This window comes from Sphaerimonospora thailandensis (genome assembly GCF_016863115.1).
In the GTDB taxonomy this organism is placed as follows: Bacteria; Actinomycetota; Actinomycetes; order Streptosporangiales; family Streptosporangiaceae; genus Sphaerimonospora; species Sphaerimonospora cavernae.
This window is the reverse complement of the sequence record NZ_BOOG01000030.1, coordinates 80,400-93,045: the sequence shown is the minus strand read 5'-3', so window position 1 is coordinate 93,045 and position 12,646 is coordinate 80,400. Positions and strand designations below refer to the sequence as shown.

Sequence of the window (12,646 nt, the reverse complement as noted above, 5' to 3'; positions counted from 1 at the left end):
GATAAACCTTGCGATATCTAACCCATGTTTCGAGCTGTGGCTAATTTTGCACTATCGGGACTGTGGTGCATTTGTGGACACGGATTCGGCGGAAAGTCTCTCCCGTTCATTGGACGGTCGGGCGGGAAAAACGATCGATCCCGCTGTTTACATGCCTTTACGGAAAAAGGCGGCCCGACGTGCCGGACGTCTGGATATGCGACATGATCAGGATGGCACAAAATTTCCACATGATAATCCATCCTCGGGGATGTATAAATTGCTGTGGAGACTTGAAGGCGAATAGCTCGTCGAGATGTCCGGCAGCGGTGCTCGCATGCCCGGCGGTGGTGCGCCCTCGTCCGTGCCTGGGGTGAGGCCGGGACGGGGGGGCCGGAGTCGCCGAACGGATGGGCGTGTCGAGGTGCACGATCCGGGATCACCGGCTGCCGTGCCGTGGTGGCTGAGGTGGAAGGGGATGCCGCGCCTGTTGTGGTGAGCTCTTGATCGATTAGGATGCGATCATGCCCTGCTCCGCGCCGTTCAAGCTGGGCAACGGTCACCCCTGACGAACTGGGAGCCGGCCCGCCTGCTGCAGGAGGCGCCGTCACAGTGGAGGAAGGAATCTTCGCGCTATGAGCAACGACGTTCCGGCCCCGACCGCGGCGGAAGGTGGGGCGTACAACCCCGCCGTGCCCAATGCCGCGCGGATCTACGACTACCTGCTCGGCGGCAAGGACAACTTTCCCGCCGACCGGGCCGCCGCCGAGGGACTGGTCAAGATCGTGCCCGACATGCGTCAGCGGACGCGGGAGAACCGGGACTTCCTGATCCGGGCCGTACGGCACCTGGCCGACTCGGGAGTGCGCCAGTTTCTCGATCTCGGCTCCGGCCTGCCGACCGGGGAGAACGTCCACGAGGTCGTGCACCGGATCGCGCCCGATGGCCGGGTCGTGTACGTCGACAGCGACGAGATCGCGGTCGTCCACGGCCGGGCGCTGCTGGCCCGGCATCCGGAAGGGCTGGTGCGCATGGTGCACGCCGACGTCTGCGACACCGATGCCATGCTGGCCCACCCCGATGTGGTCGAGTCGTTCGACCGCAGTCAGCCCGTCGCGGTGGTCATGGTCGCCCTGCTGCATTTCATCCCTGAACCGCAGGTGCGCCACATCCTCGACACACTCCGTGCCTGGTTGCCCCCGGGAAGCCATGTGGTGATCACCCATGCCGCCCCGGGGCAGATGAGCCCGGAAGAGCAGCGCAAGGTCCTCGCCGTCTACGAGCGGGCGAACATGCGCATCCACGCCCGCTCCATAGAGCAGATCACCGCCATGTTCGACGGATTCCGACTTACCGGGGAAGGCGTGGTGCCCGTCTCCCACTGGCGTCCGGACGGACACCTCTACCACCTGGACGAGCTGCCCCGGAGCGGGTATTTCGCCGGGGGTGTGGCTCAACTCGCGCCGCTGCCGTGATCCGCGAGGTTCGGCCCCTCCCGCTGATTGGGATGGGCATCGGGCCACCGCGATGTCCTGGCTACGATCCCGTCCACCTGTAAGGCCGTCGCCCACGGGGTCGTCGGCGGGCCCGAAGCGGACGGAGCGAGGATGGAGCCATCCCAGCAGCGGTACGACCGGCAGGCCGATGTCGTGGTCCTCGGAGGCGGCGCGGCCGGTTGCGCCGCCGCCATCGCGGCGCATGACGCCGGCGCCGAGGTCCTGATCCTGGAGAAGTGCCCGCCGGAGACCGCCGGCGGCAACACCCGGGTGTCGGGCGGCAGCTGGTTCGAGAACCTCGACGCCGACCGCGCCGCCGTCTATCTGCGGAACCTGTGCGGGGACTTCCCGGTGCCCGAGGAAGTCATCCGCGTATGGGCGGAGGAAACCCGGCTCAACTCCAAATGGATGGAGAGCCTCGGCGGCAACGTGGTCGCGAACGGGGTCTACACCCCCGAATACCCGCACCTCGACGGCGCGGACTGCTACGGCGGCTACCGCAGCATCGAGGGCCGGATGGGCGACCAGGTGCTCTATCAGTTCCTCACCGACGCCGTACGCGCCCGCGGCATCGAGATCCGCTACGCGACCCCCGGCCGGGAGCTGATCACGGACGGCGGCGCGGTCGTGGGCGTCGTCGCCGAGCAGGACGGCGGGCGACTGCGGGTGCGGGCCCGGCGCGGCGTGGTGCTCGCCACCGGCGGCTTCGAGAACGATCCGGCCATGGTGCGCGACTACCTCCGGCTCCCGCCGTGTCCGGTCTGGGGCAGCCCGGCGGGCACCGGCGACGGACACCGGATGGCGCAGAAGGCCGGGGCCGACCTGTGGCACATGGACAACATGGCCGCGTTCACGGGGATCCGCGTCCCAGGCTCGCACAGCGGGTTCTTCATCAGGCCTCCCGCGACGGGATTCATCTGGGTCGCCGATGACGGACGGAGATTCGTCGACGAGGCCCCGGCGCTCGGCGGCCACGGCCAGGCCCGGGTGCACGGCCGCGATGAGCTGCACCCGGTGCGGGCGGCGTACGTCGTGTTCGATGAGCGGACGCGTCGCGCCGGGCCGCTCTGCCCGCCGCGCATGTACCTGCCGGTCGGCTGGCAGCTGCTCATGGAGGGCTACGACTGGAGCCCCGACAACCAGGCCGAGATCGACCGCGGCTGGATCCGGCGTGCCGACACCGTCGCGGAGCTCGCCGTCGGGCTGGGACTCGACCCGGAGACCCTCACCGAGACGGTCAGCCGCTGGAACGCCGCCTGCGCCGCCGGCCGCGACGACCACTTCGGGCGCAGACCCGAGAGCCTCACCCCGCTCGACGAGGGCCCGTTCTACGCCTTCGAGTCGGCGCCCCTGCTGGGCTGGACGAGCGGCGGCCCGCGCCGTGACGAACACTGCCGGGTGCTCGACCCGTTCGGCTCGGTCATTCCCGGCCTGTACGCCGCGGGGTCGGTGAGCTCGACCTACAGCTGGGCGAAGGACGGCGGGTTCCACATCGCCGACGCCCTCGCCTTCGGACGGGTCGCCGGCCGTCACGCCGCCGACTGACCACACCGGCGAATCGCCGGGCAGGACGGAGAGCCCGGCGACCTGCCCGGCATGAAATCCAGAGGGAACCGGACGGGGGCGGTGGCGCGATAGGGAGGGTGTGCATCGATTTTTCGCCCGACGCCGGGAACCGCCCCCGATCGGTTCCGACAGCGACGACGCCGAGCTTCTCCTGGCCGTCGCGGCCGAGCGAACCGAGGCGCTGAAGATCCTGCACCGGCGGCATGCGCCCTGGCTGCGGGTCCGGCTGTCCCGCCGCTGCGCCGATCCCGACCTGGTCGACGAGGCGATCCAGGACGCATTCGTGGCCGTGTGGCGCGACGCGCACCGCTACCGCCCGACCAAAGGGGACGCGGCGGCCTGGATCTGGACGATCGCGGTCCGCAGGCTGATCTCGTCGCTGCGCAGAACCGCGACGATCCCGCCGCTCGCCCGGCTTGAGGACACGGTGGGAGTCCGCCCGGTCGTCGAGTCGGCCGAGGACGCGGTCCTGGTCGGCGTCGAGCACGGCGAGCTGGGAACGGCGCTGGCCAGGCTCTCCCCGGAGCTGCGCGCCGCCATCCAGGCCACCGTCCTCGACGGCCTCACCACGCGGGAGGCGGCCCAGCTCCTCGGCATCCCCGAAGGCACGGTCAAGACCCGCGTCATGCGGGCGAAAGCCCAGCTGAGGGGATTTCTCGCATGAGCGGCATGAGTGAAATGAGCGCGGTCTGGCACCCGCCGGCCGATCTGGTACGGCGCTACGCGACGGGCGGCCTGGACCCGGTGCAGGTCATGTCGGTTGAGGCCCACCTCGCCCGATGCGGCGGCTGCCGTACGGCCCTGCCGTACGAACCGGAGTGGCTGGCGGAGAGCTGGGAGCGGATCGAGGACGTGGTGGACCGGCCGTGGCCGGGGCTCGGCGTGCGGGTCCTGTGCCGGTTCGGCGTGCCGGAGCACGTGGCCGGCCTGCTGTCGGCCACGCCGTCCCTCAGCCGGGCCTGGCTGGTGGCCGTGATCAGCGTGCTGGGGTTCGCGGTCGGTTCGGCCCGCGTCACCTCGGGTGATCCGGACGCGCTGCTGGCCTTCCTGGTGGTCGCGCCGGTGCTGCCGGTGGCGGGGGTCGCGATGGCGTACGGCCGGGCTGTCGATCCCGCCTACGAGATGCAGGCCGCCACCCCGCTGTCCGGGTCCCGCCTGTTCCTGCTGCGTGCCGTCGCGGTGCTCACCGTGGCGCTGGGGTTGACCGCCGGGGCGACGCTGCTGTTTCCCGGCCCGCTCGGGGCGAGCGCCGCCTGGCTGCTGCCCGCGCTGGCGCTCAGCCTGGGCATGCTCGTGCTGTCCGGGCACCTGCCGCCGCTCCTGGCGGGCTCCCTGCTGGCCGCCGGATGGTTCGGCGCGGTCCTGATCTGCGACGGCGTGCTCCACGACCGGTTCCTGCCGTTCCAGCCGGCCGCCCAGGGCCTGTACGGCGTCGCCGTGCTCGTCATGCTTCCCCTCGTCTGTCTGCGGCATCGCCGCCTCGCCCCCGGAGAACATCAGTGACCGTAGAGGTCAGAGGACTTGCCAAGCGATTCGGGCGGACCACCGTGCTCGACAATGTCGACCTCAGGGTCGGCCCGGGCGTGACCGGGCTGCTCGGCCCGAACGGCGCGGGCAAGACCACCCTGTTGCGCTGCCTGGCCACCACCCTCGCCCCCGACGCCGGTGAGATCAGCGCCTTCGGCCTGGACCCGGCTCGCCACGAGCAGCGTACGGCTCTGCGCCGTCGCCTGGGCTACCTGCCGCAGGATCCCGGGTTCTACCCGCACTTCACCGTCTTCGAGCTGCTGGACTACGTCGCGATCCTCAAAGAGCTGACCGACCGCTCGCGGAGGCACCGAGAGATACGCCGCGTGCTGGCCGAGGTGGAGCTGGCCGACCGGGCGCGGACGAAGGTGCGCAAGCTCTCCGGCGGCATGAAGCAGCGGCTGGCCCTGGCCCAGACCCTGATCGCCGACCCGGACCTGCTCGTTCTCGATGAGCCGACGGTGGGCCTGGATCCCGAGCAGCGCATGCGTTTCCGCGCCCTCGCCTCCAGGCTGGGCGAGAGCCGTACCGTGCTGCTGTCGACCCATCAGACCGAGGACGTCGCGGCCCTGTGCGAGCGCGTGATCGTGCTGACCGCAGGTCGCGTCGTGTTCGACGGTACACCGGAGGAGCTCGCCGGGGTCGCGGCCGGGCGGGTGTGGATCTCCGACACTCCGCCCGCCGCCTCGACCCTGTTCTGGCGTACGGCCGACGGCCGCTACCGGACGCTGGGCGAGTGCCCGCCGAGCGGGGAGACCGTTGCGCCGGCGATCGAGGACGGCTACCTGTTGCTGCTCGGCGCCACATCGGCGAACGCGGGGGAGGGGGCGGCGTGAGCATGCGGGCGCTGTTCCAGTTCGAGGTCCGCAGGCTGCTGCGCAGTCCCCTGCTGTGGGGTGCCGCCGTGCTCTCCCTCGGTCTGCGGCTGCTGGCCGTGTGGCAGTGGCTGCCGGACTTCACCACCGATCCGACGAGCATGTCGGGGAGCATGCTGCTGCTCGCGGCGGCGGCGCTGCTCGCGGCCAATCTCGCCGCCTCGCGCGACACCCGCGGCGGCCTTCCGGAGACGCTGGGCGCACTGCCCGGCCGGGCCGCGGTCCGGACCTGGGCGGCTGTCGCCGCGGCCGTGGTCGTCGGGACGGGGATCGCGGCCCTGGTGATGGCTGTCTACCTGCCCGTCCGCTGGGTGATGGGGCCGGTGGCCGGGACGCTGGACCCCTACGAGGCGCTGGCCGGGGTGCTGGCGGTGCCGTTCGCCGCGGCGCTCGGCGCCCTGCTCGCACGGTGGGTCCGGTGGCTGGTCGCCGTACCGGTGACGGTGTTCCTGCTGGGGGCTTTCACCTACCTGAACGGCAACCAGAGCGGTTACGGCGACTGGTTCCTGCCGGTCGTGCTATTCCATGCGCCGGACTGGCCGGACCGGCCGTCCGGGCTGCACGTGATCTATCTCGCGGCCGCCACGGTGCTGCTGGCGGCGCTGGCGCTGCTGCGGCACGGGGTCAGTCCGGTGCGGGTGATCGGCGCGGTGACCGCGGCGGCGGTCGCCGTACCCGCCGGGGCCGTCGCCTCCGCGCAGGCCCCCGGCCCCGAGATGAACGAGCTCCGATTCCACCCTGTCAACACGGAACAGGCGCGGAGGCAACCGCTGCCCGCCCAGATCCGCGAGCGCTACCTGACGACCGATGCCCAGCAGTGCCGCGAACACGGCTTGATCACCTACTGCGCCTTCCCCGACTATGTGTCCTGGATCCCGCGGTGGGCCTCCGCCATCGAGCCGGTGGCCGAGGCGCTGCCTCCGTCGAAGCGGGCCGGTCTGCCGGTCGTCCGGCAGGGCACCGGCAGCTGGTTCCTCTACGAGCCGTACAGCGAATCTTCCGTCCGCGCGGGGATGGTGTGGGGGCGTGCCGGGGGTGAGGACGACCTGCGCGCGAATCTCGCGTCCGACCTCATCCGCAAGGTGACACACGTGGGATTGCGGCGCGGCGGGTGGTGCGACGGACACGGCCAGGCGCGGACGGTGGTGACGCTCTGGCTGATCGGGCAGGTCGTCCCGCCGACCCTTCCCGAGGAAAAGGAGGTCCAGATCGGCACCTCAATCGTCACTCGGGGACCGTTCCCGCTGAAGATTCGGTACGGCCCGGCCGAGTTGGGCTACGCACGCAGGCTGCTGACCACACCGGACACGCGGGAGCGCATCTGGGCACACTGGGAGACGCTGGTGTCTCCCCGGACCACGATCGAGCAGGCGCTGCCGCTGCTCGGACTGCGCGACCTCTCCCCAGCCGAGAAGGTCCCCGCCGAGCCGGTGAAGGGACAGTCGTGCTTGTGATCTGCCTGTTCCGGCCGCTGATGCGGGCGATCGCCTGGGCTCCCCTGCTGGTCACCGGGGTCCTCGCCATCGCCATGATCGGCCTGCTCGACGCGGGCTCTCCGTTGGACTCCGGCGACTCCCTCACCCTGCTCAGGATGATGGGGCCGCTGCTGGGCGCGGCGGCAGGGTTCACCGTGCTCGACGAAATGGCCGCGGCCACGGCCGCCAACCCGGTCTCGCGTGGACTCCGTCACCGGATCCGCTGTCTGGCCGGTGGCCTGACCGCCGGGGCGTGGTGGGCGGTTACCTGCGCGATCGCGGTGGCGCGGCTCCCGGAGGGCGGCGTCCTCAGGCTTCCCGGAATGGCGGTGGAGGCCGCGACCTGCATAGTGGCCGGGCTGCTGGCGGTGTCGGTCGCCGCACGCTTCTACCAGGGCAGGGCGGCGGTGCTGGCCGGGATGGGCGGCCTGCTGGGCGTGTTCTCGGTCACGCTGGTCCTGCACGGGCCGTACTGGCCGTGGCTCTATCCCGACAGGCCCACCTGGGAGGTCGTGCACTACGGGTGGTCCGCCGCGCTGGTGCTCCTGCTGGTCGCACTGGACGTGACCGGCCGGGGGCCACGCGGGACCCGGTGAAGAGCGGTCACACGGGGGTGCCGAGGAAGGCGACTCCGGCGAGGGCGACGAGTGCGATCAGGACGGTTGACAGGGCGCCGAGGACGACCGCCCGGCGGCCGGTGCGCAGCAGGGTCCGCAGGCGTACCGCCGCTCCCATGCCGAACAGCGCGGCGGTGAACAGCAGCGTCTCGGCCGTCTTGAGCGGCGGCAGCACCGCGGCCGGCAGGACGTCGAGGCTGCGCAGGGCAACCATGGCCAGGAAGCCGACGACGAAGACCGGCACTATGGGCGGCCGCCTGCCCTCGACGGCCCCGGCCGTACGGCGACGCCACAGGCTGACCCCGGCGATCAGCGGGGCGAGCAGCACCACCCGGGTCAGCTTGACGACCACGGCCGTGGTGAGCGCGGCCGCGCCGACCGCTTGAGCGGCGGCCACCACCTGGGCCACCTCGTGCACGCTGGCGCCCGCCCAGATGCCGAACGTCTCCACCGGCAGGTGCAGTACGCCCTGGGCCAGGGGCAGCGCGACGATCGCGAGTGAGCCGTACAACGTGATCAGGGCGACGGCGGTCATGACGTCCTCCTCGTCGCTGTCGGCCACGCCGTCCATTGCTGCGACCGCCGCCGCGCCGCAGATGGAGAAGCCGGTGGCGACGAGCAGGGACAGCTCTCGTCCGAGTCCGAGCCTGCGACCGAGCCACTGCGTGCCGAAGAAGGTGGCGGTGACCGTCACCACGACCAGCAGCAGCACCGGGAGTCCCAGGGCGAGGACGTCGGGCACGGCGAGTTGCGCGCCCAGGACCACGATCCCGAGCCGGAGGAGCTGCCTGGTGGCGAACGCCAGACCGGGCCGCATGGCCGGGGAGCGCACGCCGAGGTTGGTCATGAGTGCGCCGAGGACGAGCGCCGCCATCAGCGGGCTCACGGCGGGAACGAGCCAGTTGATCGCGAGGGCCACGGCGACTCCGATCGCGGCTGTGAGCAGCCCTGGCAGTACGGAACGGGGGGCGGCGGCTCGCAGTGGATCGGCAGTCAACGTCATGTACGCGATCGTCGCGAAGTCCTTTATGCTCCGGTAGCCACCACTTTCGCAGTGCCTCATACGGTAAGTGCATGACTGTACGGTGGCCTGATCTGGACAGCCTCGAACTGCTGCTCCTCGTCGCGGAGCAGGGCAGCCTCGGAAAGGCGGCGAAGCTGCACGGCATCACGCAGGCGTCGGCCAGCCGCCGCCTCGACACGCTGGAGCGGGAGCTCGGCGTGCCGCTGCTGCACCGCTCGACGACCGGATCGCGGCTCACCCCGCAGGGCCAGGTCGTCATCGACTGGGCCCGTGCGACGCTGGCCGCGGCAGGTGACCTGCTCGAGGGCGTACAGGCCCTGCGCCGCCGGCGCGACGTTTCCGTGCGGGTCGCCGCGAGCATGACGATCGCCGAATACCTCATGCCCGGCTGGCTTGTGGCGCTGCGCCGGGCGCTGCCGGAGGTCGAGGTGGGGCTGCGCGTGGTCAACTCGAACGTGGTCTGCCAGATGGTCCAGGAGGGTGAGATCGATGTGGGGTTCGTCGAGTCGCCGTCCGTGCCGCAGGGGCTGACGGGCTATCACGTCGCCCAGGACCGGCTCGTCGTGGTGGTGGCGCCGAGGCACCCGTGGGCGGCGCGCCGCGGTGCCCCCCTGGAGGTCGCCGACCTGGCCTCGACGCCGCTGGTGGTACGCGAGCCGGGCTCTGGGACGCGCTATACCCTCGACCGCGTCCTGGCGGGGTGGGAGGTCGCCGCGCCGGCCCTCGAGCTGTCGTCGAACGCCGCGGTGAAGGTGGCGGTGGAGACCGGTGTCGCGCCCGCCGTGCTCAGCGTGCTCGCGGTCGCCGCGGAGCTGCGCGAGGGCCGCCTGATCGAGGTGCCCGTACGGGGTCTGGACCTGAGACGGGCGCTCAGCGCCGTGTGGCGCGGCCGGACCCGGCTGGCCGGGCCGGCGGCCGAGCTCGTCCGGCTCGCCGCCACGTCCCGGGCGGAGAGCTAGCCGGAAAGCCCGAGGAGCCGGGCGAGGCAGGCCATGTTGTGCTCGAACAGCTCGGCGCGGTGCTCGATCACGTTGTTGAACTGGCCGAACAGCTCGAAGCTGACCATGCCGAACAGGCTGGTCCAGGCGATGACGGCGCGGGCGACCACGTCGCCGGGGACGCCGGGCATCATCGTCCGGACCGCCTCGATGTCCGGTGACAGGACGGCCGGCGGCTCCGGGCACATCGGCGGCGGCGCCAGCCGCCCTTCCCGGTGTGCCTCGGCGATGATGCGGCCGTAGACGATCGTGTCACGGGACGCCGGCCCGATCGTGTCGGCCGGGGCGCGATAGCCGGGCACCGGTGATCCGTACAGCAGGGCGTACTCATGCGGGTGCGCCAGGGCCCAGTCCCGTACGGCCCGGCAGACCGCGAGCCAGCGCCGGGTGAAGTCCTCGCGCGGGCAGGCCGCGTCGGCCTTCTCCACGGCCTCGCCGACCGCGTTGTACCCATTGATGATCAGCGCGGTGAGCAGGTCGTCCCGGCTGGGGAAGTACCGGTAGATCGCCGAGGACACCATCCCCATTTCACGGGCCACGGCACGCAGCGACAGCCCGGCGGCACCCTCGGTCGCCAGGTGGCGTCGTGCGATGTCCGTGATTTCGCGGATCAGCTCCGCCCTCACCCGCTCCCGTGCGGTACGACTCGCGTTCATGCGCCCACGTTATCAGAGCACCTGCGATAAACGAGAGCACCGCTCTTGACAGTGACCGCTCTCACGGGAGAGCATTGCTCTCGTTGAGGAGCGGCGAACATGAAGGAGATCCGATGTCGGTCGTCAAGGGGGCGAACCTCGCCCTGACCTTCCTGCTGGAGTTGGGCGTGCTGTTCTCGGCGGGCCGCTGGGGCTTCACCCTGGACGCGGGACTCGTGGTCAGGATCCTCGCCGGGCTGGGCGCCCCGGCGGCGCTCGCCACGCTGTGGGGGCTGTTCATGGCCGGAGGCAAGGCGCCCTTCCAACTCCACGGACTCGCCCGCGCCGTGTTCGAGATCGCCTGGTTCGGGATCGGCGCCGGCGCGCTCGCCGCCTCCGGGCTCGTCACCGCCGCTGCGGTCTTCTTCGCGCTCTACATCGTCAACGCCGTCCTGCGGCTCGTCTGGCACCAGGTCTGACGCCCGCGCCTACGTCACACACGTACGTCACAGAAGGAGAAGATCATGGGGAAGCACGTCATCGTCGGGGCCGGACAGGTCGGCGGCCAGGTGGCGGAACTGCTGGCGGAGTCGGGCCACGAGGTCGTGGTCGTCACCCGATCCGGATCCGGCCCACGCGGGGCCGGGGTCACGCTGGTCGCCGCCGACGCCGGTGACGCCGCGACGATGCGGCGGATCACCGAGGGGGCCGGCGCTCTCTACAACTGTGCCAACCCGCGATACCACCAGTGGGTCCGGGACTGGCCGCCGATCGCGGCCTCGCTGCTGTCGGCGGCCGAGGCGAGCGGGGCGGTCCTGGTCACGCTCGGCAATCTTTACGGCTACGGCCCGGTCGAGGGTCCGATGACCGAGGACCTGCCCCTGGCCTCCACCGGCGTCAAGGGCAGGGTTCGGGCCCGGATGTGGGAGGACATGCTCGCCGCGCATCGGGCAGGCCGGGTGCGGGTGACCGAGGTGCGTGGCTCGGACTACTTCGGCCCGCACGCCTCGGACCAGTCGTACTTCGGCGGGCGGTTGCTCGCGCCGCTGCTGTCCGGCAAGTCCGCGACGGTGCCCTGGAACCCGGACATCCCGCACAGCTGGACCTACCTGCCCGACGTCGCGCGGGCTCTGGTGGCCGCGGCGGCCGAGGAGCGGGCCTGGGGCCGGGCCTGGCACGTACCCACCGGCCCGGCGATGACCATGCGGCAGATGGCGGAACGCCTGTGCCTGCTCGCCGGCGCCTCCACTCCCCGTCTGAGGCGGATCCCCGGCTGGATGCTCGCCGCGGCCGGCCTGGCGGTGCCGTTCATCAGGGAGTTGCTGGAGCTCCGCTACCAGTTCGACCGGCCGTTCGTCCTCGACTCCTCGGCGTCGGAGGCCGCCCTCGGTCTCTCCCCGACACCGCTGGACGAGGCACTGAAGGAAACCATCTCCTGGTGGCGCAACCAATGAGATCACAGCGTTGGACGGTCCGGGGTTAGCAGGGAGTGCCGCTGCCGAGCGAGACGCTGGCCGACTTCCGGTTGGCGGAGCGGTAATTAAGCTCTCCATATGAAAATCGGGATCATTGGGCTGGGGGACATCGCGCGCAAGGCGTACCTGCCGGTGCTGGCGGCCACGGCGGGCATCGAGCCGCACCTGTGCACGCGCGACCGGGAGGTCCTCGACCGGCTGGGCGACGCCTACCGGATCGGCCCCAGGTTCACGTCGGTCGACGAGTTGATCGGCGCGGGGATCGACGCGGCGTTCGTCCACGCCGCCACGGAGGCGCACGTGCCGATCGTGACGGCGTTGCTGGAGGCGGGCGTGCACGTCTACGTCGACAAGCCGCTCGCCTACGATCTCGCCGACGCCGACAAGCTCGTACGGCTGGCGCGGGAGCGGGACAGGTCGCTGATGGTCGGTTTCAACCGGAGGTACGCCCCCGGCTATGTCGGGCTGAGGGATCTGCCACGCGACCTGGTCGTCATGCAGAAGAACCGCTCGGGCCTGGCCGACGACCCCCGCAAGGTGATCTTCGACGACTTCGTCCACGTCGTCGACACGCTGCGCTTCCTCGCTCCGGCGGAGATGACGGACACGGTCATCAGGACCCGGGTGCGCGACGGGCTGCTCGAGCACGTCACGCTTCAGCTCAGCGGCGACGGGTTCACCGCGATCGGTGTGATGAGCAGGGTCAGCGGCGCCGTCGAGGAGACCTGTGAGGTCATGGGCGGCGACGCGAAGCGGAGGGTCGTCAACCTCGGCGACGTGATCGACCATGCCGGGGGCGAGATCCTCACCAGGAGGGGCGACTGGATCCCGGTGGCCCGGCAGCGCGGCATCGAGCAGGCCTGCGGCGCGTTCCTCGACGCGGTACGGCAGGGCCGTACGATCGGCGCGGACGACGCCCTCGTCACCCACGCGATCTGCGAGGACATCGTGCTGGCCGCCGCCGGCTGAGCGCCGGCGG

General features: G+C 71.1%; 14 protein-coding genes. 12 read left to right on the top strand and 2 right to left on the bottom strand.

Features of this window, described 5'->3' with window-relative positions:
* The 8 genes from Mth01_RS17075 to Mth01_RS17045 all read left to right on the top strand — a co-directional run.
* A partial coding sequence (locus tag Mth01_RS17075) for an RloB family protein (protein WP_204016851.1) occupies positions 1-286 on the top strand: 286 nt, incomplete at its 5' end.
* A 328-nt stretch (positions 287-614) separates the two neighbouring features.
* Complete coding sequence (locus Mth01_RS17070) at positions 615-1,454, top strand: SAM-dependent methyltransferase (RefSeq protein WP_204016850.1); 840 nt, start codon at positions 615-617, stop codon at positions 1,452-1,454.
* 132 nt (positions 1,455-1,586) lie between these two features.
* Positions 1,587-3,020 (top strand): FAD-dependent oxidoreductase, encoded by a 1,434-nt coding sequence (locus Mth01_RS17065; protein ID WP_204016849.1) that lies wholly within the window; start codon positions 1,587-1,589, stop codon positions 3,018-3,020.
* A 100-nt stretch (positions 3,021-3,120) separates the two neighbouring features.
* Complete coding sequence (locus Mth01_RS17060; RefSeq protein ID WP_204016848.1) at positions 3,121-3,705, top strand: RNA polymerase sigma factor; 585 nt, start codon at positions 3,121-3,123, stop codon at positions 3,703-3,705.
* 5 nt (positions 3,706-3,710) lie between these two features.
* A complete protein-coding gene (locus Mth01_RS29785; RefSeq protein ID WP_239089748.1) occupies positions 3,711-4,544 on the top strand; it encodes a cupin domain-containing protein in 834 nt (277 codons plus the stop codon).
* Entirely contained in the window at positions 4,541-5,404 is an 864-nt protein-coding gene (locus tag Mth01_RS17055; protein ID WP_239089747.1) for an ABC transporter ATP-binding protein, read from the top strand. Before Mth01_RS29785 ends, Mth01_RS17055 begins: the two co-directional genes overlap by 4 nt.
* Positions 5,401-6,897 (top strand): hypothetical protein, encoded by a 1,497-nt coding sequence (locus Mth01_RS17050; protein ID WP_204016846.1) that lies wholly within the window; start codon positions 5,401-5,403, stop codon positions 6,895-6,897. Before Mth01_RS17055 ends, Mth01_RS17050 begins: the two co-directional genes overlap by 4 nt.
* Complete coding sequence (locus Mth01_RS17045; protein ID WP_204016845.1) at positions 6,888-7,514, top strand: hypothetical protein; 627 nt, start codon at positions 6,888-6,890, stop codon at positions 7,512-7,514. The genes Mth01_RS17050 and Mth01_RS17045 overlap by 10 nt, the downstream gene beginning before the upstream one ends.
* Positions 7,515-7,521: 7 nt before the next feature.
* Here Mth01_RS17045 and Mth01_RS17040 read toward each other — a convergent pair whose 3' ends face one another.
* Positions 7,522-8,538, bottom strand: coding sequence for a YeiH family protein (locus Mth01_RS17040; protein ID WP_204016844.1), 1,017 nt, complete (start codon positions 8,536-8,538; stop codon positions 7,522-7,524).
* 71 nt (positions 8,539-8,609) lie between these two features.
* Between Mth01_RS17040 and Mth01_RS17035 the strand changes: the two genes are divergently transcribed.
* The gene (locus Mth01_RS17035; protein WP_204016843.1) at positions 8,610-9,518 is read left to right on the top strand and encodes a LysR family transcriptional regulator; all 909 of its coding nucleotides are present in this window, start codon (positions 8,610-8,612) and stop codon (positions 9,516-9,518) included.
* Here Mth01_RS17035 and Mth01_RS17030 read toward each other — a convergent pair.
* The gene (locus tag Mth01_RS17030; RefSeq protein ID WP_204016842.1) at positions 9,515-10,213 is read right to left on the bottom strand and encodes a TetR/AcrR family transcriptional regulator; all 699 of its coding nucleotides are present in this window, start codon (positions 10,211-10,213) and stop codon (positions 9,515-9,517) included. The genes Mth01_RS17035 and Mth01_RS17030 overlap by 4 nt on opposite strands.
* A 113-nt stretch (positions 10,214-10,326) precedes the next feature.
* Here Mth01_RS17030 and Mth01_RS17025 point away from each other — a divergent pair, with 113 nt between their 5' ends.
* The 3 genes from Mth01_RS17025 to Mth01_RS17015 all read left to right on the top strand — a co-directional run bounded on the left by Mth01_RS17025 (position 10,327) and on the right by Mth01_RS17015 (position 12,636).
* Entirely contained in the window at positions 10,327-10,671 is a 345-nt protein-coding gene (locus Mth01_RS17025) for a YrdB family protein (RefSeq protein ID WP_204016841.1), read from the top strand.
* Between the two features lie 45 nt (positions 10,672-10,716).
* Positions 10,717-11,646 carry an NAD-dependent epimerase/dehydratase family protein gene (locus tag Mth01_RS17020; protein WP_204016840.1) on the top strand — a complete coding sequence of 310 codons (930 nt, stop codon included), beginning with the start codon at positions 10,717-10,719 and terminating at the stop codon, positions 11,644-11,646.
* Positions 11,647-11,745: 99 nt separating this feature from the next.
* Complete coding sequence (locus tag Mth01_RS17015; RefSeq protein ID WP_204016839.1) at positions 11,746-12,636, top strand: Gfo/Idh/MocA family protein; 891 nt, start codon at positions 11,746-11,748, stop codon at positions 12,634-12,636.
* Positions 12,637-12,646 lie beyond the last annotated feature (10 nt).

Bases quoted from the DNA above. Each gene is read 5' to 3' on its own strand.
- Mth01_RS17070 (WP_204016850.1), top strand. From the start codon at position 615: ATGAGCAACGACGTTCCGGCCCCGACCGCGGCGGAAGGTGGGGCGTAC.
- Mth01_RS17065 (WP_204016849.1), top strand. From the start codon at position 1,587: ATGGAGCCATCCCAGCAGCGGTACGACCGGCAGGCCGATGTCGTGGTC.
- Mth01_RS29785 (WP_239089748.1), top strand. From the start codon at position 3,711: ATGAGTGAAATGAGCGCGGTCTGGCACCCGCCGGCCGATCTGGTACGG.
- Mth01_RS17040 (WP_204016844.1), bottom strand. From the start codon at position 8,538: ATGACGTTGACTGCCGATCCACTGCGAGCCGCCGCCCCCCGTTCCGTA.
- Mth01_RS17035 (WP_204016843.1), top strand. From the start codon at position 8,610: ATGACTGTACGGTGGCCTGATCTGGACAGCCTCGAACTGCTGCTCCTC.
- Mth01_RS17030 (WP_204016842.1), bottom strand. From the start codon at position 10,213: ATGAACGCGAGTCGTACCGCACGGGAGCGGGTGAGGGCGGAGCTGATC.
- Mth01_RS17025 (WP_204016841.1), top strand. From the start codon at position 10,327: ATGTCGGTCGTCAAGGGGGCGAACCTCGCCCTGACCTTCCTGCTGGAG.
- Mth01_RS17020 (WP_204016840.1), top strand. From the start codon at position 10,717: ATGGGGAAGCACGTCATCGTCGGGGCCGGACAGGTCGGCGGCCAGGTG.
- Mth01_RS17015 (WP_204016839.1), top strand. From the start codon at position 11,746: ATGAAAATCGGGATCATTGGGCTGGGGGACATCGCGCGCAAGGCGTAC.